Genomic DNA, 22,895 nt, shown 5'->3' with positions numbered 1-22,895 from the left:
TTTTTTAAGACATAAACAACCGTACGTGCAGGCGCTCGTGCACCATCTGGGCGATTTCCAGTCCCGGGCTTCCAGCTCCCAGTTCCTCGATCGAAGCTTCCTGGATAACCCGGGCTGTTTTTTGCACTTGAGGCTGCAGAGCGACGAGGATTTTCTGCCCATCCGTCTGGCCGATAGGTATGCCCCGGACTGCGTTCTGCACCATTGAGCTCAATGAGGTGAATAAAAATGTTTCCAACGCCGCGGACCCGGATACCTCCATCGCCCCGTAAACGACAGCAAATACAAGGGCCGGGTGGCCGTAACCCTCTTTTTCCATCAGCCACTTATGATACTGTTCCAATGGGTGGGAAGGGTACAAATCCATACACAGCTTTGCCAGCCGCTTTCCCACCCGCTGATTCCCCTCCCGTGTTTCTCTTGCTGGTGTAGACGCATAAAGAAGATGATCCAGTTCGAGGATGAGATCCACTCCATCATTTTTAACTTCCTGAAAAGCCAGCCAGAAAGCCAGGCCGTCATTGTATGCCAGCTGCCGGTCCAAAAAAGCGGTCAGGGCCTCCTTGAAGCTCTTTGCATCTGTGATGACATCCTGCTGAATATACGTTTCAAACCCAAACGAATGCGAGAAAGCCCCGGATGGAAATTGAGAATCGCTGAGCTGCAGCAGTGGCATCCAATTAATCATCATGGTTGTGGCCGATATACCGGAAGGGCTCAGGCACCTTCCGTTCTTCCCTGGAATAGTCCAGGCCTTCATTCTCCAACAGTTCTTCAATGAGGTAGTCATACTGAACAAGCATTTCTTCCCCTTCAAACTGCGCAGGCACGTGCCGGTTGCCGAGCTGATGAGCAATGTCTCCCATTTCGCGGATGTTTTTCGGACGTATGACAAGCACATCATCCTTATGAACGCTTACGACAATCATGTTCTTCTCATCGATATGTAAGATGTCCCCGTCCGAAAGCTCTTTGTTTTTTCCGAGCCGGATACCGATTTCACGTCCATGGTCCGTCGTCACTCGCTGGACTCGTTTGAGAAGCTGCTCACTCTCCAGCTTTACGTATTCGACGTGCGGAGCCCGATTATTCGTTTCTGAAATATTACCTGCTACCTTTTCAATAATCATCCAATCACCTCAAAATAAGAAATACCGCTGCCCCATAGCTACCGTCTCTGCCGGTTCACAGTGGATTACTTTTCCATCCACTTTGACAACATAGGTCTGCGGGTCTACTTCAATAGACGGCGTTTCGCCGTTATGAATCATCGATTTTTTCGTTAAGTTCCGGACTCCTGAAATTGGCCGGACGATTTTTTCCAACCTGAGTGTTCGATGAACACCTTTTTGATAGGCGGATTGAGATACGAATGTCATAGCTGTAGAGGCTTTCGCTTTCCCGAGGGAACCGAACATCTCCCTGTACAGCACCGGCTGTGGTGTCGGTATGCTTGCATTCGGATCGCCCATTAAACTATGAGCAATCAAGCCGCCCTTTAAAATCAGCTCAGGCTTCACTCCAAAAAATGCCGGATCCCAGATCACTAAATCAGCAAACTTGCCTTCCTCTACAGAGCCGACATAGTCGGATATGCCATGCGTTATCGCCGGGTTTATCGTATATTTCGCGACGTAGCGCTTCGCCCGGAAGTTGTCACTGTGCTCACGGTCTCCCTCTAAAGGCCCCCGCTGCTTTTTCATTTTATCGGCCGTCTGCCACGTCCGGATAATTACTTCTCCGACCCTCCCCATCGCCTGGGAATCAGAGGAAATCATGCTGAACACTCCAAGGTCATGCATAATATCCTCAGCGGCAATCGTTTCTTTACGAATCCGCGAGTCCGCAAAAGCGATATCCTCCGGAACACTTGGATCCAGGTGGTGACAAACCATCAGCATATCCAGATGCTCTTCCAGCGTGTTCACGGTGTAGGGACGGGTCGGGTTTGTGGAGGATGGAAGAATATTCGAATATCCGGCCGCCTCAATAATATCAGGCGCATGACCACCGCCGGCCCCCTCTGTATGATAGGTATGAATGACCCGTCCCCCGATAGCTTCGAGCGTATGTTCTACGAATCCACCTTCGTTCAGCGTATCTGTATGAATGGCCACTTGAACGTCAAATTGATCAGCGACCCGCAGGCATGTATCAATCGTCGCCGCTGTCGTCCCCCAGTCTTCGTGAAGCTTCAGCCCCACGGCTCCAGCTTCAACCTGCTCCTGAATGGCTTCTGCACTTGTGGTATTTCCTTTTCCTAAGAATCCGAGATTCATCGGAAACTCTTCTGCTGCCTCCAGCATCCTCTCAATATTCCACGCCCCAGGGGTGCACGTGGTTGCCTTTGTACCCGTGGCCGGGCCGGTCCCCCCTCCAATCATGGTTGTTACACCGGAAGATAAAGCCGTTTCCATCTGCTGGGGGGAAATGAAATGAACATGGGCATCAATCCCACCTGCCGTTACAATCATTCCTTCAGCGGCAATGACCTCTGTAGAGGCCCCGATCACGATATCCACGCCATCCATCAACAGCGGGTTTCCTGCTTTTCCAATCGTTTGAATCCACCCACCCTTAATCCCGATATCAGCTTTGATAATTCCGGAGTGATCCAGTATGACCGCATTGGTAATGACAAGGTCAACTGCTTCATTCCTTAATGCAAGAGGGTGCTGCCCCATCCCGTCACGGATGACCTTGCCTCCTCCGAATTTCACTTCATCTCCATACGTCGTATAGTCTTTTTCCACTTCAATAAAAAGGTCCGTATCAGCTAGCCGGACCGCATCCCCTTTTGTCGGTCCAAACATATCGGCATACTGGCGCCGCGGCATCTCAAAGCTCATCATCCAGCCTCCCATTGACAAGTTGATTCAATCCATACACTTTTCTCTCCCCGGAAAAAGCAACGAGAGGAACTGTTTTTTCATCTCCCGGCTCAAACCGGACAGCTGTCCCGGCCGGAATATTCAAATGACGCCCCCTGGCTTCTTCACGATCAAATTGCAGAAACGGGTTCACTTCAAAAAAGTGAAAGTGGGAGCCGATCTGGACCGGCCGGTCACCTCTATTTAACACGGTGACTTCAACTACTTCCTTCCCTTCATTACAGCGGATCGTTTCTGACCTCAGGATAAACTCACCTGGTTTCACTTCATCTCCTCCTCATCGAATCGGCTCATGAACAGTGACCAGCTTGACCCCGTCGGGAAATGTTGCTTCCACCTGGATATCGGGAATCATTTCAGGAACCCCCTCCATCACATCCTCCCGGCTCAAAACAGCGGCACCATACTGCATCAGATCCGCCACCGTCCTTCCATCTCTCGCACCTTCCACCACTTCATAAGTAATAATCGATACCGCTTCAGGATAATTCAGCTTCAAACCGCGCTCCTGTCTTCTTCGGGCCAGATCAGCAGCAAGCACGATCATCAACTTTTCTCTTTCCCGCGACGTCAGTTTCATAGTTTCCTCCCCAATCTCTTTGTCCTACCCAGCTTTCCGGTCCCTGACAAGTTCAATGACAGGCCTCAGCGTAATCATCAGTCCTGCGATGATCAGCCATCCAAAGGACAAGTACGTCCACCCTTTAAAAAATTCAAGGCTGTACTGATACCCCGTTAAAAACATAATGCCTGGAAAAATAACGATGAACACGGCCGTTAAGGATAAAGCCCATCTCGTACAAATAACGGCATCTTTACTCAGCTGACGCTCGTTTTCGCTCATAAGAACCCTCCTCTATGGGATTTGCTTCTTCATCGAAGCTGTGGAACTTATCTTTCAAGGAGTCAAAATCAAACGATTGATTCGCATAAAGAGCATGACCAATGGATATGGCTCCACTCACTAAGAAAACTGTGATATTACCGAAGAACATCGGCTCCAGTTCCCCAAGCGACTGCACGGTGATTTCACCATAGATAGTGGAGGCTGAAACCAGCCATGCTGTAACACCAAGCACAAGCCCGGAGGACGCACCGTAAAAGGTCCCGGCATTGGTCGCCTTTTTCCAAAGCAGACCGAGGGTAACCGGGATGACAGCACCGCTGACGAAAATCCCCATTGCCATATATACAAAGCTTAGACTGATACCAACCTTAAACAACAGAATCGAAAGGACGCCCATCATCAATCCGAATCCAAGGGTCACTTTCCTCGACATCGCTAATAACTGGTCACTCGAAGCACCCGGGCGGATTGACGTCCGGTAAATATCCGTGACAATGATATTCGTAATAGCTGTCAGCTCGGCGGCTCCTGTAGACATAACCGCCATAAACAGCATGGCTAAAAATAAAATCGAACCGATACCACCCAGAAGGTAGGCCGCCATTTCCGGAGCCGCTGCATCCGGTGTCGATACCGCCACCCCAAGGCCGGCGGCACTGACACCAAGAAAAGTCGCAATCGCAAATGGAATGGAAAACCAGGCAAGCCCTCCGTATATGTAAGCTTTGGAAGCGGCACTATCCTTACTCGCAATCGCACGCTGCCAGTACGCCTGGTCTACAAAGACCGCTCCAAAATTACCGATAATATTAACCATTCCGAACAAAAGACCCGGTATGGAAGCCATCGTCAGCATCGAGGTGGAGGAAGGCATGCTCTGCAACCCTTCATAAATCGGATCAATACCGAACTTCACATAGATGGCAGCAGCGAAGACAGCCAAGATGGCAAAAATCATAACGGTGTTGAAATAATCAGCGATGAAGGAAGCTTTCAATCCACCAATCATGGTGTAAATCGTGAATGTGAGAGGAATGAGGAAGGCGGCGGCATAAATATTCATGCCTGTCAGCGAGTTCAAGGCAATGGCTCCACCAAGGACGACCATCGCTGTCACGAGTATGTTGGTCATCAACGCAAACCCCATAATTAAACGGTGATTTTTCTTATCAAAGCGCTGAGCAATGAATTCAAGAAAGGTATGAGCTTTCGGAGCCCGCTTCTTCAAGTTGATAGCCACAATCGCGAAAAGAAGCACCTGGATACAGGCACCAGCGGCATACCAGTACGGTCCGCTGATACCGTACTGAAACCCTGTAGCCGAGGACATCATTAACGTAGCCGCCCATGTCCAGGCAGCAATGATAGACGCACTTGCCAGACCGACACCAATGCTTCTGCCAGCAGTACTGAACTGTTCAGCGGTCATTTTCTGTTTTTTTCTGTGCTGCATCACAAGCGTAACGACAGTGAAAAACAATCCAAAAACGAGCAACAACGAATAACCAGCGTAAGTGGGAAGCATATTTTTCCTCCAATATTCTTAATATGCTGAATAATACAACAAATATCGGCGCGGAATCAACACCTCATGTTAGAAAAACTAACATGTTAATGTAAAGTAAGCGCTGACAACCCAGGCGTGCCATCGTTTCAAAAAAAAGGAAGAAAAAAACAAAAAAAGACGACCGATTGAATCGATCGTCTCCAGCTTCACCTATTAAATTCAATGATGTTTCCATCGGGATCCGTGATGTACACTTGATGCCATTCCGTTTTATTGACCGGCTTGTTCAGCATCTCCACTCCGTGCTTTTCCATTCTTTCGATAAACGCCTCAACATCACGGACTCTGACCGCAAAATGTCCGTCTCTGGAATCAATCTCTGTTGTACCACGGAGCGTTTTCCCTTCTTCATAAGCAATCAAGTGAATCTGTGTCGCTCCTACCTGATACCACGCGCCTGGAAAATCGAAATCGGGACGGTCGGGGCTTTCTTCAAATCCGAGCACTCCGCCATAAAATTGTTTGGCTTGTTCTATATCCGACACAATGACAGATACGTGGTGCAGTGATTCATACATGTACAGGTCCCCTTTCAAAAGTTACTCTGATATCAGTGTAATCCAATCGACCAGACTATTCCACTTTACGCTTCGCTTCATAAGCTTCTATAGGCTTATCTTTCTGACGGACGTTGGTCAGCCAGGCTTGATCGGCGTCGATCATTTTCTTCGCTGCGTAAATCAGAATGAACTGGATGACGATAATCGGCAGACCCATAAGGCCTGATACGACATTCAATGGGGCCAGACCGCCGATCCTCATTAGAATCAGGGCAAAAGCAGTAATCACAGCCGCAATGATAATACGAAGCATCTTCGGCGGCTCAAAACGGCTCATATCCCGCGTACTTGTATAGGCGGCAATCGTATAAGTCGTGGAATCGAGGGTCGTCGTCAAGAAAATCAAAGCAACAATCATAAAGATGACAATGGCGATTTCCCCGAAAGGAAGCGTATTTAAAATCTCCGGTATCGCTGCCATACGTGCTTCTTCTTCCACGAAGTTCAAAATATCAAGATTTCCAGTCAGGTAGCGGTGGACACCAAGACCGCCAAGCACCCCTGTCGCCAGCCAGGAAAGCAGCGTTGGAGCGAGCAGGTACGTGAGAATCATCTCCTTGATCGTCCGACCCTGTGAAATTTTTGCTGCAAACACACTGTGCAGCATGGCCCAGGTCGCACTGTAGGCGAACCAGAAAATCGTGTTGCTTTGAATATGCGAGGTTTCCCCCTGATAGACCGATTCCGTGTTCAAGGAAAAGTCCAGGTAGTTGCTCAAGAGCATCGATACACTATCTGTGAAGTAGTTCAGGATGAAAACACCGGGGCCCCCGACGAGAATAAACAGGGCTAAGAACCCGGCAATATACATGTTCCATGTACTTAACCGTTTGATCCCTTTTTCGATGCCGAGATACGCACTGAGGGAAAATAAAAAGACCCAGACGATGGTAACGATGATCGTCAGCGTGAAATTCACCTGGATGCCGAGCAGATGAGAAAGGTTCTGCGTAATGATCGGCGCCCCCAGTCCAAGCGTGACAGCTGCTCCGGAAAGAATACTGATTAAAAACAACACATCCAGCAGCCGGCCTCCGATGCCGTCTGTGAACTTATCTCCGAACAAAATCCGGCAGGCCTCTGAAATTCTCATCAGCGGACGTTTTTTTACGTGCAGTATGTATCCCATGGCTGGTGCTATCATGACAAAAATAGCGAACACTTGAAACCCCCATAAAAACATACTGTAGGCGTTCCCCCACAGCAGGGCTTCCGCAGAACCAGCCTCTACTCCGGCCGGCGGGTCGTTGGCGACAGACGTCCACTGGAGCATCCCCGTCCGCATGATCGTCGATCCGACACCCATCGCGACCAGAATGGACGCGTACTCAAAAAGGGTGAACCTCGGCTTCTCCTCCGGATTCCCAAGAACCACTTTTCCGTATTTGGAAAATGCCAGGTAAAGACCTGCGGCGATCAGTAAAATGCCATACCATAAGTATCCCCAGCTGAATGATGCCACAATCGAATCAAAGACCGTATTCATAAGTTCCAACGACTGTGATTCATACAGAGCGAAAGGGATACTGATGGCGGCCATCAGCAAAAGTGATGGAATGAATATTTTGTAATCAATCATGTTTTTATTCATGCTATCTCCTCCCAATTTCTGCATACCCGCTGAAAAACGAATTATAACGATATTTTTCTAATAAAATATTTCCAACGAATCATTCCCCTTTTCTTTCTTCGCTGTTCCGTTTACAGGATAGGTATGGAAGAAAAAAAAGACCCGCCGGATCATCCGGCAGGCTTCAGCGGAACCATTCCACAATTCCGATCATGCTGAGCAGTCCAAGGAGAAATGAGAATGTAGCTAGACGCTCATAACCATGACCGTGGGTTTCCGGAATCAACTCCTTATAAACGATGAACAACATCGCACCAGCAGCAAAGGCGAGCCCGTAAGGAACGAGGAACAAAGAGATATGAACCACGTAAAACCCGATAAAACTGGAGATGCATTCGATCCCACCAGTAAGGAGCGCCATGAAGATGGCTGTTCTTTTGGGAACGTGTTGATGAAGCAGAAACAAAGCCACAAGGAAACCCTCCGGTGCGTTCTGCAGGCCCATGGAAAAAGCGACGACCATTCCGAGATGCTCGACTTGACTGGCCAGGCTGGCACCGACCGACAAGCCTTCCGGAATGTTATGGAGAGTCATCGCCGCGACAAGCATCAGTGACTGGTGCGGCAGCCCGGGAGATTTTCTCGTATGATCCATATCTACATGTGGAAGTAGATACTCAAGCAGGTTCAATATGAGCGCGCCTCCGAGTACACCAATACAAAGCACCGTTACATTGGTCAGCTTCAAAGAGGCCGGAATAAGGCCATAGGTGGATGCTGCCATCATCACACCAGCGGTATAGGCGAGAATGCTGTCCATTTTCCGGTGGGATACCCGGCGGATCAGCAGGACCGGGAGGGCTCCCGCTCCCGTAGCCATAGCTGACAGGATCATAATCATCAGCGTCCCCTCCAACAGCTCCGCCCCCTTCCATCCATTGTTCTCTAGTATATGTACAGGCCGTTGGAAAAGAACGTTCTATATCAGTATAGCAATCTACTTTTCCCTGACCGCTGCTAACCTATTTTTTTAGTCTGCCGGCATCTGTCCATGCGAACCATCCCTGGAGGACATATAGTAGTAGGGAGTCAGAAGAACCTGTCTCATAGACACCCCTTTTGACTCGGACTCTCAAAGATGACATATGCCTTGGTATCAGAGAGAAATTTCCTCCAGGGCGGCGGCCTGAATCCCGGACATTTCCCCACCACCGTTCGATACGAACAGGCGTCATTCCTCCACCTTCCATCATTGTAGAGAGCACCTTGAACGTGACCATTGAAAAGAGGGTTCCTTCCTGCGGAACCCTTTTTCTTTTTGTTTATCCAGTCAATATTCCCAGACATCCAGACGTTTGAACTGCTGCTGGTAAAGAAACAGCCCCCCATGAAAAATCCCTTGCACGTGAAGGTCACCTTTTCCTGAATCTTCCTGGTGAACCAGGAAGGATACGTTCTCCAGCTCCTTTTCCACCGGAGATGGATACGTTTGATAGATTTCCTTATGCATTTCCGCGCTTTTCGCTGTGTATTCCTTTTCCGAATGGGAAGGGAGTTCAGGAGTGATCATCCCCCCCACTTCCACCGTTTCCTCAAAGGGAATCCGCTTACAGATCCGCTTCAAATCCCCCTGTTCCTGATAATCCACGGATACAGTAAAACACCCGCGCAAAAAGAGAAACGGGTACATAGGAACTGAGATGCGCATATCATGGACGGACCATTCCGTCTTTATAATGTCCCCGGGATGGCAAGGAACAGGAACACGTTCCCGGATTTCCCATTCCAATGGGACATGAGCAAGAAGAACAGGCATTTTCACCGTTTTTTCTATGCTCTGGTCTTTCCATGAATCCGACGAACCATCATGACAGACTGGACAGCTTGAAGAAGAGGATGAAGAAGAACTGGAAGAGGATTCACAGTCAAATAAATCATCGATCCCACTGCCTGAAAAGGGATCTTCGCAGCTTTCGTCCTCTATAACAGAGGAACCAGAACGGTGGTCTTCCGCAGAACGCCGTTCTACTGCCTTCTCCCTTTCATCGGCATCAGAAGATTCTGTGAGCTGCGACATGGCTTTTTGAGAAAAGTAATGACTCTTGAACTCATTGGAGGATTCAGCCATGGCAGAGGCAATATCTCCGAGAATGGGGTAGTCATCATCGGTTTTAGAAACGAAGGACGCTTCTGCAGAATCCTCCGACTCTTCCAGAAGCGCAGCTATTTCAGAAAGCACACCTTCCTCCTCTACCGGCTCTGGCCTATCATCAAAGAACCCTCCGCTGGATTCATCAAGCATCGAAGAAATTTCAGCGGCAAGGGACGACTTTCGTTTTCTTATTTCGCCTTCATTCATCGGTGTGCGGGTATTGTTTTCCACAGCCTTCTCCTCTTCCTCCGGTTTAAACAAGGCCATTTCCTCCTCTTCAATGGCAGAGGAAGGCAGAAACAACGGGCCGCCGTCCCTCGTTTCCTCTTCCCACTCCGACAGATGACCGCCCAGGAAACTTCCACGATCCTTAGGATTGACCCAGTGTGTCTGTTGAAAAGTAATGACATCACGTTTCATAGATATGAATGGACGCCTCCCTTCCTCCCTCTGTTCCTATGAATCAATCATCGTTGCTTGTCGATGCGACCCGAATCTGCTGTTTCTGCAGGACGTTCACGCAGATATCCAGCACCATCTTCTCCTCTATCTTTGTGAAATATCCTTCATGAAAAGGGGCTTTCCCTGGAAGAGGCATGCGGTCCACTGCTTCATCCCACTCCACAATCCGGCTCGACAACAGTTCACAGTAAGGCAGTTCATTATAAAATTGACTGCTTTCCTGATGATACTGGGAGATATCACTGCTGATATGCTGGTCTTTTTCCGGAAATCCCTCCGGTAAAGACTTTGAGCGGACAAAATCAAATTCCTCCCGTGTATTGTTCTTCGGCATCACCGGCATGGAAAGAAATTCGTGAATTTCCGTCACCTGTTCGAACGGAACATCCACTGTAAAAGAATGAAGGTCGGAAGCAACACTCTTATCCGTCGGCATTTCAATTTCACTGCACGGGCTGGCATATTGGATATTTTTTCGTACGAATCCTTTAATAAACAGTTTTTTAGATGGAAGCAGCAGGCGGCATTGGGTTAAGTGCACGCGCTTCTTAATATCTTTGATCTCAAGCACCGGCTCTGGAAAAGTGATGGTTTCACTGACATGAATCTGAAGCTTCAGTTCTGCGAGTACGACAGGAACCTTCGTCACAATCTTGCCGATACTTACATGCGGTTTCCTTTCACAGTGAAGCTCCAATCCGTCCTCTTCGTTAAACACACCTGTCATTTGTCTGCCCCCTAATCAAAATATACCCACATCGTATGTAGCTGCCCTTCCTGTGTCTGGGCTCTTATCCTGGTTTCAAGACATTGGCGGCACAGCAAAAAAAGATGACAGCCCTGATGGACTGTCATCTTTTTCAATTATAGAGCGTCTACGCGCACCTGTTGGTTTTGAAGCACTTTAATGGTGAATCGCACCTGCATTTTTTCTACAATATGGCGGAAGTACGCTTCATCAACCGGGCTGTCGCCAAACGATCCACGATCTGTTGCTTCGTCCCACTCAAGAATCTGACTGGAAACAAGCTCACAGAATGGCAGCTGGTTGTAACCTTGGAAACTTTCCTGATGGAACTGGGAAAGGTCACTGGACAGATACTGGTCTTTTTCCGGATATCCTTTACCAAGGTCTTGCGCTCTGAAGAAGTCATATTCGTCTCTACGGTTGCGAACAGGCAGTTGAGCTGGTGAATCCAATTCGATGGTAGTCATGCACTCAAACGGCACTTTCACAGTAAGGGATTTGATTTCAGATGATACACATTCACCCTCTGTATCATGACAAGGGGTCGCGTATTGAATGTTTTTACGGACATACCCTTTCAGGAACAATGGGAACGGACCTGCCGAAAACTGATCATCATCTCCTGCGGACGTACGCGTAAGCAGACGGCACTGGGTAATGATGACACGCTTTTTAATATCTTTGATTTCAAGTACCGGGTGTGGGAAGGAAATGTTAGCGACGAGGTTAGTCGTAACATTGTAGGCTCCCAGTTCAACCGGAATTCGGACGATACGCTCTCCGCTTGGAGTGATCGCAGTATCCGCACTTGAATTTGTACACTGTTCAATAGAAGCTGATTCATTCAGGTTGACACAGTGACGGTCATTTTTTCTCATGATGTTTTCCTCCTTTATAGTAACCTCACTGTAGTCTATGCTCTATGATTTCGAAGGCATGGTCACTTGCATTAGTATAAACGTGGAACTTTTTAGACAAGTTCCTGTAAAAGATTTACAGAAATGGTCCGCCCAAATCTACCAGAGGCACCTGGGGGAGTACTGGCACAGCCTGGAAAGCTGCGCATATGCTTTAACGTCAGGAGGTAGAAAATGAAAAACGAGCATATTTTCTCTGTAGATATCGGGAACAGCTGGTATAAGATTCTCGCATCAGATGACGGTGGTTTCATGGATTATCAAATCCCGAACGCCGTCGCTTTGTTTGATGAAGAGTTTTATGAAATGCCGTATGACGAGGAAGATGTGGATTATGAAGAAAACATGATTGTGGAAATCAAGAGCCCGGCTATCCAGGACCGACGGAACATTTACTACATCGGCAAGTCAGCGGTGAAACAGAGAAATGTCAGCCTGACTTCTTTTAACAATCAAAAGGTTGATGAAGAACGGACGTACATTCTTCTTTTTGCTGCTGCTGCTTACCACGCCCTGCTCGGCAGTGGTTCAGAAAAGGATGTCGAGTACACGATCGATCAACTGGCGGTTTCCCTGCCGACCACCCAGTACAAGCGGCGGAAAGATACGTTGAAAAACCGCCTCACCGGTACGCATACAATCATTTTCCATAAAGTGCCCGGGATCCGCGAACCGAAAGAAGCCGTGGTAACCCTTCATATTGAGGATGTCATCGTCGGCGCGGAAGGCGCTCTCGCCTATCTGGCTCTTACCCGCGATCCCGAAACGCTCGCCGTCTCCGATGAATCGCTCGTGAAAGAATCGGAGCGGGGCGTCATCATTGGAGACCTCGGAGGAGATTCCGTCGACTTTGTCGGTATCAAACATAATAAACCGGTAGCTTCTGTGGAGGGGGAGCCGTTCGGCATCAACCCTTTTCTCGATACCATCATACAAAAAGTAAGCCAGAATGAGCTGTACAGCTTCAACTCCAGATCAGAACTGGAAGAAAAACTGGCACGCGGCCAGTCTGAATGGTATGTAGAACCTTTTGCAGGCGTGAAAAAGGATATCAGCCGCTACATTCTCCCGCAGCTGCGATTGATGGCTGGAAAATACTTGGAGCATTTCGACCGCGTCCGTTCAAGTTCACACGAAATCAAGGGAGCGGCCCGCTACATCGCCGTCGGAGGCGCAGCGCAGATTGCCGAGCGTCAGATTCGTGAAGCTGCTGTGTCCTGGAGTGAAAAAGGACGTCCGATCGAATTGACATTCCCGGAGGAAATGGCCAAATTGAACGTACGGGGGCTGATGATTCTTGCTAAAATGCAGCTCTTCAGTAAAAAACAGACCGCTGACAGGTCATAAGGGCGAGAAGGTGAAACGATGCCACACACCTACCGTGATTACTTCAACGAAACCGTTGTCACCATACCTGAGAAATATATAGACGTCAGGACCGGACACGCGCAGGCTGTCGACGCGGATGTGATGAAAGAACTGGCCTACCACGCGGAAAACAATACACTCCAGCACTTCCTTCTTTCTGCCCTGCACCAGTACTTATCCTCACCGGCAGCAGGACGCACCTCTGGAGGAGACCCTGTACTCGAAGAGCTCCGCACCATCAAAGAAATGCTCACCAAAGGCGCCTTCCCATCCGGCGCATCAAGCATAACAAGCGTCCCGCCCCTTGCTGGTTCTGCTTTCATCGATCAAAAAGAAATCGAAGACATGTTGGAAGCTTTCGGAGGCTGAATCAGAAAAGCCGGCTGCGGCCGGCTTTTTTGATGGAGTCGATTCAAAGCGACACTCTGTAGGAATCTTTTTTTCAGCTTAATGAAGGCGGACAGCCGGGAGACAGGTCACCGCACAAAAGCAGGATAAATCCACAGTGATGCAGATGCCCGTACCTGCCAGATCACGAACTTCTTTTCCATCAATCTGGCTGCATGCCGAGTGTTTCTGTTTTGAATCATTCTTCCAATCCGACTTAAATACAAGCAGTTCCAGGACCGCACACCCATCATGGACATCTTTCACTTTGAAGAGGTACGTATGGACACACTTGAAGGTTTCTTTTTTTGCATGACACGAATACGTTGCCACGCCTGTTCCCTTGAAGGGATCACAGCCGCAGTAAAGAATGACCGGCACGGTATTCTTTTTCTTTACTTTATGATCCCCGAGCAGAGAATCAATGGACTGTTGGCATGACGTGTGGCAGCTGTCATCTTCCACTCTGTCCTGAGCGTAAACAATCGCCTCCAGTACATCTTCCACACAGTTTTTGTAATGCTTCATTTTTTTGGATTTTCCACAGGGGTCCTTATGTTTATGGTCATAACTGTAACTTGAGCTTTCATAATCATAACTCATCGTTTTCACTCCTTATTCATTCAGTCCTGATAGTATACGCCGCACATCCCATTCTGTTTGATATGTGCGCCCATGCTGTCTTGAATAACTTTTTCCTGAATTTTAAATAAAATTGTTTATTTTCCAAATGTTTGCTATATTGAAAGAGAAAATTGAATAGCGTTGTAGATACAGGTTCCTTTTCTTTCACAGAAGAGGATTAATAGGGAAACCGGTGAAAATCCGGTGCTGTCCCGCAACTGTAAATGGGAGTGTTCCGTACATACCACTGTCTTCACAAACGAAGATGGGAAGGTTTCGGACTGCGATGACCATAAGCCAGGAGACCTGCCTGTATCAGCAGACATCAAAACCTACGAGGATAGGAGGTGTTAAGTGCGGTCAGATGGTTTCCATATGGGCAGTTTTCTGCCTGTTTGTTTACTTTTCAATACGTATACTTAACAACTTCTAAAAAGAAGTTGTTTTTTTATGGTCAATATTTTGTAAGGGATGAGGTGCATGCCTGTTGGCGTCGCTAAAAGAAGAATTTTTGAACCACTTGAGATCCGGTATCATGCTTTATGTTTGTAGTGGCACGCCACACACACTGGAGGATATGTATGAAGCTCTTCAGGATGGACTGACGGATAAGGACAACGATCTTGTGCATTTGGAGGAAGCTTACCAACAGGTACTTCAGGAAATGACCGGCTGATCTCATGTTTTTTGTAAGCGTTTACTCAATTAAAGGAGGAACCACATGGATAAAACGACGACGTTTCAACCCGGATTGAACGGGGTGATTGCTGCGGAAACGAAACTTTCCTACCTGGATGTAGAAGCGGAGGAAATCGTCATCCGCGGCTATGATCTGATTGAGCTGGCTGAAAAACAGCAGTACATCGACTTGATTCAACTTCTTCTGAAAGGCCGTCTCCCTGCCCGACCGGAACAGCAGGAACTTGAGAAAACCTTAAAATTAGAAGCCCCTCTTTCCGGCAGTTTGGTTCAACTATTAGCTAAGCTCCCTAAAGACACTCATCCTATGGACGCCTTACGGACCGGAATCTCAGCTCTGGCCGGGTACGATAAAAACCTCGGTGAGCGAAAATACCTGGAACAGACGATCCTGCGTCTGCTGGCGAAAATTCCAGTGATGACAGCCGGCAGCTACCGCCTCCTACAGGAGAAAAGCATCCTGGAACCTGACCCGGACCTTTCCTACAGTGCGAACTTTTTGTATATGCTGACTGGCCGAGTTCCGGATGAGCAGGAAGCGTCGATTTTCGACCAATCCTTAATGGTGTACAGCGAACATGAAATGCCGAATTCCACGTTCACCGCCCGTGTCATTGCTTCCACCAATTCGGATGTATATGGAGCCCTCACAGGAGCTGTCGCTTCTCTTAAGGGGAACCTTCACGGCGGAGCCAATGAAGCCGTCATGCACATGCTGATTGAAGGTGGATCTGTCGAAGGTTTTCGGCGGCTGCTGTTGGAAAAGCTCGCCCGCAAGGAGAAAGTGATGGGCTTCGGCCACCGGGTGTATATGAAGAAAATGGATCCCCGCGCCTCCTTGATGAAAGAAGCTCTGCGGAAGCTGGCAGCTGTAAAAAACAGAGAAGACCTGCTTGAGTGCTGTGAAGCAGGAGAAGAGTTAATGAAGGAAGAAAAAGGATTGTATCCGAATCTGGATTATTATGCCGCTCCTGTCTATTATCTGCTCGGCATCCCGATTGATTTGTATACACCGATTTTCTTTTCCGCACGCACGCTCGGCATTTGTGCTCACGTGGCCGAACAATATACGGATAACAAATTGTTCCGCCCACGGGTTCATTACACAGGACCACGGGGACTGCACCCTTAAAGAGCAGCCCCCTCCCTCATCAAATATTTCAAGCAAAGGTGGAGATGGAAGATGAATGAAACGCAAGTGCAGCAGACTGGGGCCGATCCAGTGCTAAGAGAAATTGCTTCCTATGCGGTGCACGGGGAAATTACAAGTGAAGAGGCGATGGAAACGGCTCAATACGTTTTAATGGATACGCTCGGGTGCGGATTTTTAGCGCTCCGTTATCCGGAATGCACGAAACATCTGGGACCGATCGTTCCTGGAACGATTGTGCCTGACGGGGCACGGGTTCCGGGGACATCCTATGTCCTCGACCCTGTCCATGCCGCGTTTAACATCGGCTGCATGATCCGGTGGCTCGACTACAACGACACATGGCTTGCAGCAGAATGGGGACACCCTTCCGATAACATCGGAGGCATCCTTGCTGCGGCCGATTATATCAGCCGGACACGCCTCCGTTCGGGACAGGAACCGATGACGATGCATGAAGTCCTCGAATACATCGTGAAGGCGCATGAAATTCAGGGAATTCTTGCCCTCGATAACAGCCTGAACCGGGAGGGGCTTGACCATGTGCTCTTCGTAAAAGTAGCGACAACAGCTGTCGTGACCGCTATGCTCGGCGGAAAAAAGGAAGACGTTACAAACGCTGTATCCCAGGCGTGGATTGATAACTCCAGTTTACGTACTTACCGGCATGCCCCGAACACCGGGTCAAGAAAATCATGGGCCGCCGGAGACGCCACAAGCCGCGGTGTGCGCCTGGCATTGATGACGATGAAAGGTGAAATGGGTTATCCTACCGCCCTTTCTGCTGACGGATGGGGATTTCAAGACGTTCTGTTCAGCGGAAAAGAATTGACTCTTTCACGTTCCTTCGGTTCTTACGTTATGGAGAATATCCTATTTAAAATCTCCTTCCCTGCTGAATTTCACGCTCAGACGGCAGCGGAAGCCGCGATCCATCTGCACAGTCAGGTAAAGGATAAACTGGACGAAATAGAAAAAATTACAATTACCACCCATGAGTCAGCCATCCGGATCATTGATAAAAAGGGGCCGCTCCACAATCCGGCGGACCGGGATCACTGCCTCCAGTACATTACCGCCATCGGACTCCTGTACGGCGAATTGAACGCCGATCATTACGAAGATGAGACCGCCCGGAACCCGGCGATCGATAAACTGAGAGATTTGATGGAAACCATCGAGGAGGAGGCCTATACCCGGGACTACCTTGATCCTGACAAACGTTCCATCGCCAATGCCGTCCAAGTATTTTTCTCAGATGGGACTTCCACAGACCCGGTTGCTGTGGAATACCCGATAGGTCACCGCAGACGCCGGGACGAAGGCCTTCCATTATTATTGAACAAGTTTCAAAACAATGTAAAAACCCGTTTTTCATTCAAACAGACGAATAAAATATTGAACCTGTGCGAAGATTACGAAGCTCTGACCAGGACGACGGTCCCGCAGTTTATGGACGAATTCCAATTGTGATGAAGGAGGAATGACCGATGACATGGCTCGTACAGACCGCCTCAACACAGAAAGAACGTGCTCAAGTATTTAAACATTTAATGAAAAGCGGGAACCTGTTGAAAATCCCCGGCGCCCATGATGGAATGAGTGCCAAAATCGCGAAGGACCTTGGTTTCCAGGCCCTCTACTTATCCGGAGCCGCTTATACAGCCAGTCAGGCGCTTCCGGATCTCGGTCTTATTTATTCCAATGAAATGGCTGAGAAAGCCCGGGAAATCGTCCGGGCTTCCGACCTTCCACTTCTTGTTGATATCGATACGGGGTATGGAGGCGTGCTGAACGTGGCAAGAGCAGCGAAGGAGATGGTGGAATCTGGAGCCGCCGCTGTCCAGATTGAAGATCAGCTCATGCCTAAAAAGTGCGGCCACCTAAACGGAAAGCAATTGATCCCCCAGGAAGAAATGATGCAGAAAATCCAGGCCATCAAAGAAGCCGCTCCCGATTTAATTGTTGTGGCCAGGACGGATGCCAAAGCGGTCGAAGGAATCGATCAAGCAATCAACCGGGCCCAGTCTTATATAGAAGCCGGAGCAGACGCCATCTTCCCGGAAGCTTTCATAAGCGAAGAGGATTTCAAACGGGCCTCTTCTAATCTGAATGCTCCTATTCTCGCCAATATGACGGAGTTCGGACGGACCCCCTACTACACAGATGAGCAGTTTGCCTCCTTCGGTGCGGACATGGTCATTTATCCAGTTACTTCCCTGCGCGCGGCAGCGAAAGCCTATGAACGGGTCTTCTCTGAAATTATGGAAAAAGGTACGCAGGAGGAGAAGCTTCAGGATATGCAGACGAGACAGGAACTCTATGAAACCATTGATTATTATGACTACGAAGCCTTAGATGAAAAAGTAGCGAAAACCATCCTCCCGGAAATCGACAGCAGAAACAAATAACTCATCCATGGATTTAAACAAGTGTTCCATATCATGTAAGACCTGTCCGGTGTTGAACATTTGACCCGGGGACAGGTTTTACATTCACCGCTTAACCGCATCCACCACTTTAAGCTGGTTATCATGAACATTTCCTTTTAAAAAAGCTCTGTTAAAGTCTGTTGTTGTTAATTTAAATGATTACTAAATCGTCTCCGTCTGGAATTAGGGTCCGGTCCGTTGTTTAACTCAGAGCATGGGATGGCAGGGAAAACCGTCCGCTTTCCGCGGGGAACGATGAGCCTCCTCGAACTTCGTTCTCCGGGGTCTCACCTTGTTCCTTTTTCCCGCAGGAGTCTACCTGTTTTCCCTGCCATCCCTTTCGTAGTGGTGTAACGGACTTCGGTTATATCCTTTCTAACTACCCTTCTTTGAAGAGGCGGCCTTGGGAATGGCGAGACTCCTGTGGAATGAAGGTACATCGTGAGACCCCGGAAGGCGCAGCCTGAGGAGGCTCACGGTACCCCACGGAAAGGGAGTCATTCCCAAGGCCGCCTCATACAAACCCCATGAGAGAAAGGGGTGATTGGAGCTCACATGTTAAATAACAAGACCAAGCAATAACAAAGCCTTTAAAAAAGAAACGGGGTTTCCTCCCGGACCGGTCCATTAATGTGACGACCGGCCACTTTAGTCAAAAAGTCCGTCTTCCGGCGGACTCTGCCTCTTTTTAAGGAGAAGAATGTAGTTTTAGCTTCAAACCTCCTGATCTTTTCTTTTATACTTAGAGGAAGTACAGAAAGAAAGGATAGGAAGCTATTGATGTTATACATATGGAAAATCGAAGAAATCATCCAGCAGACGATCAGCGACCATCAGCTCGATATCAACTGGGCCGCGGACAATCAATTGAAGGCTCCGATGAGCTTTAACGTCTCCAACAATACACTGACCTTTAATTACCTTGAGGTGAACGGCTTCATGAGCAAAGCCCATCTGGGCATCGCAAAGGAAGCTTATGTACAGCTGATGGTTTGTCATGAACTGGGGTATTACCTTACGTTCAAAAAGCATAAGCACGACCTCCGCACACTCATGTACGGGGAAGACGAAGAAATTGCCGCATTGAAAGCGACGATTGAAACGAACGCCTGGGATTACGGACGGACGCTCGTGCCTGAGTCATTGAAGGAGGCGTACGATCAGCTCCGCCGGCAGAACGAACAGCTCCTCCGGGGACTTTGATTGAATCCATCCATTGGAACTATTCTTTCAGCCGTTTTTAAGGATTATAATAAAATCATCGTGTCGGAATAAAGTTCTTTTCCTATTTTTCTCATCTTTTTAGAGGATTTTTACTTTTTTTGGAGAAATAGTAAACTATAATACTTTGACTGTCACTGCTCTCATTGATTAGGCTTATAAAAAGGATGGTGGATGGTTTGTTCAAGAATCGTATATTCAAGAATATTCTATTCCAATGGATGCCGCATAAGGAACAGAGTGTTTGCGAGCGTAAACTCGTCAAGGCGATCAAGCGCTTGAAAATTGAAGATTTTCATTTCAACTGGGATCGGAACAGCTGTTTTATTGAGTTTTCCTACCAAGGAGAAGTGTACAGACTGGAACATTCGGTGGACAAAGCTAAGGAACGCGGGATTATCTTAAGAAATGGCCTGGACTGTCTGAATGAATTGACCCAGTCTCTGGAAGATCTTGGTGTCATCATCGACCGCGGCATGTACAATTTCGAAACGTGGATCATCGGAATGAGGCAGCCGAAAGCAGGAATATCCGCTGCAGAGTATGAAGAGGAGTTTCATATCCGGTATAAATCATCCGCTCCTAAAGCCCCTTCAGAATTCGCACGCCCTGAGGATGCCGCCGCATTCCGTGAGCCTTTACCTGAATACAACGATCAGGAAAAAAGCTATCAGCGATTTTAAAACAAAGAAAGCCTGAAGGTATCCCCTTCAGGCTTTCTTCATGAATTCTCCCCCCACACAGACACTTCCCTTTCCTTCACATATAGTAGAAAAATAAGGAGGTGTTGATCATGGGGGTCAATACAGGATGCAGCGCAGAATTCTGGGGGGCACTTCAAAATATCCCTCAATGGCCGGAAGCCTATTCCATATGCGACCGTGTGAATACCGTTTTCGATGTCTGCATTTACAAAGATAACCTCAACCTTTTATTCGCTCTCAATCTTCCCATCCCTTCCACCCCGACACAGGAACTGGCTCTGGAAGGAACGGCCGCTCTTCTTAATGCCGCACATCCACTCGTGAACTATCCACTTACCGAAGATGAAGTCATTGCGATTTTCCAGGAAGCTGTTGAAACAGAAAGCTATGAAGAAGCCATCAGCCTGTTCGCTGCCTACAACAACCTCTACTGTCCACTGTCATAAACCAACAGTTTGGACCCATCCCCTGAGTTTCAGGGGTTTTTTTATCATGCGGATCCAGGAAAGGAACGTATCACATGAAGACGAGCAAGTGGAGAAAATATCAATGGATGAAGCAGTCCGATGACCTCCGCCCTTTTCTGCCGGAAACGAAACGACTCACCCCCGATACAATGGTGGATATGGTGAAGAGACATAAACAGGTCATTTTAAAGCCTGCGCGCGGATATAAAGGCCGGGGGGTCATCCAGCTGTCCGATTTAGGGAACGATTCCTTTGAATGGCACGTGAATCATAAAAAAATCCGGTCCTCCCGTTTATCCGGACTTTATGAGCATTTTACCAACACGTACAGCACCGGACGTTACTTGATCCAGCAGAAAATCTCCCTCGCTGAAATCGACGGATGTCCGTTCGATTTCCGGGTTATGGTCCAGAGGAAATCAGCGCAGACCGACTGGCATGTAACAGGAAAGCTCGCCAGGGTCGCAGCCGCCCCTTTTATCGCCACCAACTATACAAAACAAATGCTGCCTGCGGAACAAGCCGCATCTGCGGTCATTGGAAAAGCAGCGGCCGTGGACCTTATGAAGCGGATGGATCAGCTCGGTTTACATGCTGCCCACCACATCGCTCCTTATTATGTGGAGCACCGGCTTTTCGGTCTCGATATAGCCATAGATAAGGACGGTCATTTATGGATCATTGAAGCCAATACGAAACCGGATATTGGGATGTTCAGAAATTTACCGGACCTTACTGCCTATAAGACGATCCGTTCCTACAAAAAGGGTTAAGCTTTACCCGAAAATCCGGTCAACGATTTGGCGTAGGCGAGCGGGGAACGGTAGATGCTGTGCTTCAAAGATTCATCCCCGATCCTCACAAGGCTGGCGTGGCCATAGTTGGCATTCACTTCGAGAAAATAAAGATCTCCCTTGTCACTAATGATGAAATCGAGGGCGATATCCCCAAAGTGACCGACGGACTCATCCAGACGGGCGGCAGCCAGCAGACAGGCGGCTTCCACTTTTTTCTCCAGTCGTGTGCGTTCTTTTTTTCCAATTCCGTAAAACTGTTGGAGAGCGTCCGTCCCTTTCATTACTTTTTCGGTATACCTCAAATTGGTGATGACACTTCCCGTACGGGCGATTCGTCCCACAAATCCGCGCATCTTCCACGAAGAATCAGGATCTTTTTGGACATAGGCTCTGAAGTCCACTTGTTTTCCATCCATTGCATAAGGAACTCCTTGTTGAATCAGTCCTCTTTTCCTGTCAGGAATATCCGAGAGATACGCTTTCAACTGCTCTCCGCTGGAAAATACCTCCTGCTTCTGTTCTCCTTTCAGAACCCTTGTGACGATATAGCGGTTGTCTTTCTTTTTCATTTGAATCATGCCATACCCTTTGGCACCGAACTTCCGTTTCCAATAAACGATGGAATATTGATCCATCAACATCATCAGCCGTTCGTCTGTGGAATATTTTTCTGTATGGGGTACAAGCTTTTCTGTCGCCGGGTCCTGTTTGAGCGCACAGTAAAACCCCCACTTTCCGGCACCTCTTCGATTAAAAAAACGTCCGGCGGTCAAGTCATCCAACAGTCGATAGGTCCGCTCTCCACCGGCACTCGGACGGCTGAACACAGCACTTGGAAAAGGAAAAGTCCCCATACAGAAGCCGTTTTCCACACCGGCAAAGCCATATCCGGTCACCGACTCCCCCTTCGATCGAACTCCATTCCTCGGAAAAACAATGACAAGGCCTTTTAAGTTTTTGTAATCCACCACCCAGCGGCGCATAATCCTTAAGACACTCGGACGGATGTTTTCCAGAGAAGCCCCTCTTAAAATCCCAAGGACCGGACCAAGATGAAAGCCATCTTTTTCAGACATCCATTCAAAGTCAATATCCTCAGGAATGGTCAGACCATGAAGCAGGTCATGGGAAAACTCCACCACATCTTCGTTCACATGGTTGTGGTAAAAGACAGAGGTGCTCCGCTTCCAAAGACCAAGGTGAACATCCAAAGAAGTCCCCCCCTCCCGGCCCAGCACTTCTTTCATAGAAGGATGGAAAGCAACGGACGCCCGGCTCAGCTCTGCATTCTTTTTTATAAACAAAGGGCTCCCTCCAACTTGTAAAAACCAT

25 protein-coding genes and 1 riboswitch are annotated in these 22,895 nt (G+C 48.4%); of the genes, 10 read left to right on the top strand and 15 right to left on the bottom strand.

Annotation, left to right across the window (positions count from 1 at the left end):
• Positions 1-4: 4 nt before the first annotated feature.
• From ACXAGL_RS10240 to ACXAGL_RS10180, 13 genes are all read right to left on the bottom strand, one after another.
• Positions 5-676 carry an urease accessory protein UreF gene (locus ACXAGL_RS10240; protein WP_474991068.1) on the bottom strand — a complete coding sequence of 224 codons (672 nt, stop codon included), beginning with the start codon at positions 674-676 and terminating at the stop codon, positions 5-7.
• 4 nt (positions 677-680) lie between these two features.
• On the bottom strand, positions 681-1,130 hold the full coding sequence (locus ACXAGL_RS10235; protein WP_474991067.1) for an urease accessory protein UreE: 450 nt from the start codon (positions 1,128-1,130) through the stop codon (positions 681-683).
• A 9-nt stretch (positions 1,131-1,139) separates the two neighbouring features.
• The gene (gene ureC, locus ACXAGL_RS10230; protein ID WP_474991066.1) at positions 1,140-2,849 is read right to left on the bottom strand and encodes an urease subunit alpha; all 1,710 of its coding nucleotides are present in this window, start codon (positions 2,847-2,849) and stop codon (positions 1,140-1,142) included.
• Entirely contained in the window at positions 2,839-3,156 is a 318-nt protein-coding gene (locus ACXAGL_RS10225) for an urease subunit beta (protein WP_027955685.1), read from the bottom strand. Before ACXAGL_RS10225 ends, ureC begins: the two co-directional genes overlap by 11 nt.
• A gap of 12 nt (positions 3,157-3,168) precedes the next feature.
• Positions 3,169-3,471, bottom strand: coding sequence for an urease subunit gamma (locus tag ACXAGL_RS10220; protein ID WP_474991064.1), 303 nt, complete (start codon positions 3,469-3,471; stop codon positions 3,169-3,171).
• A gap of 24 nt (positions 3,472-3,495) precedes the next feature.
• Positions 3,496-3,735, bottom strand: coding sequence for a hypothetical protein (locus ACXAGL_RS10215; protein WP_474991062.1), 240 nt, complete (start codon positions 3,733-3,735; stop codon positions 3,496-3,498).
• Positions 3,707-5,263, bottom strand: a complete 1,557-nt coding sequence (locus ACXAGL_RS10210; protein WP_474991060.1) for a sodium:solute symporter family protein — start codon at positions 5,261-5,263, stop codon at positions 3,707-3,709. Before ACXAGL_RS10210 ends, ACXAGL_RS10215 begins: the two co-directional genes overlap by 29 nt.
• 188 nt (positions 5,264-5,451) lie before the next feature.
• Positions 5,452-5,823: a VOC family protein gene (locus ACXAGL_RS10205; protein WP_474991058.1), complete on the bottom strand. Its 372-nt coding sequence runs from the start codon at positions 5,821-5,823 to the stop codon at positions 5,452-5,454.
• A gap of 55 nt (positions 5,824-5,878) precedes the next feature.
• Positions 5,879-7,456, bottom strand: a complete 1,578-nt coding sequence (locus ACXAGL_RS10200; protein ID WP_474991056.1) for a BCCT family transporter — start codon at positions 7,454-7,456, stop codon at positions 5,879-5,881.
• A 163-nt stretch (positions 7,457-7,619) separates the two neighbouring features.
• Positions 7,620-8,336 carry a ZIP family metal transporter gene (locus ACXAGL_RS10195; RefSeq protein WP_474972081.1) on the bottom strand — a complete coding sequence of 239 codons (717 nt, stop codon included), beginning with the start codon at positions 8,334-8,336 and terminating at the stop codon, positions 7,620-7,622.
• A 429-nt stretch (positions 8,337-8,765) separates the two neighbouring features.
• Positions 8,766-10,007: a hypothetical protein gene (locus ACXAGL_RS10190; RefSeq protein WP_474991054.1), complete on the bottom strand. Its 1,242-nt coding sequence runs from the start codon at positions 10,005-10,007 to the stop codon at positions 8,766-8,768.
• A 43-nt stretch (positions 10,008-10,050) separates the two neighbouring features.
• Entirely contained in the window at positions 10,051-10,776 is a 726-nt protein-coding gene (locus ACXAGL_RS10185) for a CsxC family protein (RefSeq protein ID WP_474967359.1), read from the bottom strand.
• Between the two features lie 137 nt (positions 10,777-10,913).
• Complete coding sequence (locus tag ACXAGL_RS10180) at positions 10,914-11,675, bottom strand: CsxC family protein (protein WP_474967358.1); 762 nt, start codon at positions 11,673-11,675, stop codon at positions 10,914-10,916.
• Between the two features lie 213 nt (positions 11,676-11,888).
• On the opposite strand from ACXAGL_RS10180, the gene ACXAGL_RS10175 reads away from it, so the two are divergent.
• Together ACXAGL_RS10175 and ACXAGL_RS10170 are read left to right on the top strand one after the other, a co-directional pair.
• A complete protein-coding gene (locus ACXAGL_RS10175) occupies positions 11,889-13,061 on the top strand; it encodes a ParM/StbA family protein (protein ID WP_027955674.1) in 1,173 nt (390 codons plus the stop codon).
• 18 nt (positions 13,062-13,079) lie between these two features.
• Positions 13,080-13,451: a hypothetical protein gene (locus ACXAGL_RS10170; RefSeq protein ID WP_474991052.1), complete on the top strand. Its 372-nt coding sequence runs from the start codon at positions 13,080-13,082 to the stop codon at positions 13,449-13,451.
• 78 nt (positions 13,452-13,529) lie between these two features.
• Here ACXAGL_RS10170 and ACXAGL_RS10165 read toward each other — a convergent pair whose 3' ends face one another.
• The gene (locus tag ACXAGL_RS10165; RefSeq protein ID WP_474991050.1) at positions 13,530-14,072 is read right to left on the bottom strand and encodes a CotY/CotZ family spore coat protein; all 543 of its coding nucleotides are present in this window, start codon (positions 14,070-14,072) and stop codon (positions 13,530-13,532) included.
• 155 nt (positions 14,073-14,227) lie between these two features.
• Positions 14,228-14,421: riboswitch (cobalamin riboswitch) on the top strand.
• Between the two features lie 159 nt (positions 14,422-14,580).
• Between ACXAGL_RS10165 and ACXAGL_RS10160 the strand changes: the two genes are divergently transcribed.
• From ACXAGL_RS10160 to ACXAGL_RS10125, 8 genes are all read left to right on the top strand, one after another.
• Entirely contained in the window at positions 14,581-14,769 is a 189-nt protein-coding gene (locus ACXAGL_RS10160) for a hypothetical protein (protein WP_474972085.1), read from the top strand.
• A gap of 45 nt (positions 14,770-14,814) precedes the next feature.
• On the top strand, positions 14,815-15,924 hold the full coding sequence (mmgD, locus tag ACXAGL_RS10155) for a citrate synthase (protein ID WP_474991048.1): 1,110 nt from the start codon (positions 14,815-14,817) through the stop codon (positions 15,922-15,924).
• A 51-nt stretch (positions 15,925-15,975) separates the two neighbouring features.
• Positions 15,976-17,415 (top strand): bifunctional 2-methylcitrate dehydratase/aconitate hydratase, encoded by a 1,440-nt coding sequence (locus tag ACXAGL_RS10150; RefSeq protein WP_474967353.1) that lies wholly within the window; start codon positions 15,976-15,978, stop codon positions 17,413-17,415.
• Positions 17,416-17,432: 17 nt separating this feature from the next.
• A complete protein-coding gene (gene prpB, locus ACXAGL_RS10145; protein ID WP_474967352.1) occupies positions 17,433-18,353 on the top strand; it encodes a methylisocitrate lyase in 921 nt (306 codons plus the stop codon).
• A gap of 801 nt (positions 18,354-19,154) precedes the next feature.
• On the top strand, positions 19,155-19,577 hold the full coding sequence (locus ACXAGL_RS10140; protein WP_474991046.1) for a hypothetical protein: 423 nt from the start codon (positions 19,155-19,157) through the stop codon (positions 19,575-19,577).
• 197 nt (positions 19,578-19,774) lie between these two features.
• Positions 19,775-20,278 (top strand): hypothetical protein, encoded by a 504-nt coding sequence (locus ACXAGL_RS10135; RefSeq protein ID WP_027955665.1) that lies wholly within the window; start codon positions 19,775-19,777, stop codon positions 20,276-20,278.
• 110 nt (positions 20,279-20,388) lie between these two features.
• Entirely contained in the window at positions 20,389-20,745 is a 357-nt protein-coding gene (locus tag ACXAGL_RS10130) for a hypothetical protein (protein WP_474967350.1), read from the top strand.
• 74 nt (positions 20,746-20,819) lie between these two features.
• Complete coding sequence (locus ACXAGL_RS10125) at positions 20,820-21,539, top strand: YheC/YheD family protein (RefSeq protein WP_474972088.1); 720 nt, start codon at positions 20,820-20,822, stop codon at positions 21,537-21,539.
• Here ACXAGL_RS10125 and ACXAGL_RS10120 read toward each other — a convergent pair.
• Positions 21,536-22,867, bottom strand: a complete 1,332-nt coding sequence (locus ACXAGL_RS10120) for a YheC/YheD family protein (protein ID WP_474991044.1) — start codon at positions 22,865-22,867, stop codon at positions 21,536-21,538. The genes ACXAGL_RS10125 and ACXAGL_RS10120 overlap by 4 nt on opposite strands.
• Positions 22,868-22,895 lie beyond the last annotated feature (28 nt).

This window comes from Halobacillus sp. ABA4_118 (assembly GCF_056160205.1).
The sequence above is the reverse complement of the archived record's forward strand: the minus strand, read 5'-3'. Positions and strand labels throughout refer to the sequence as shown.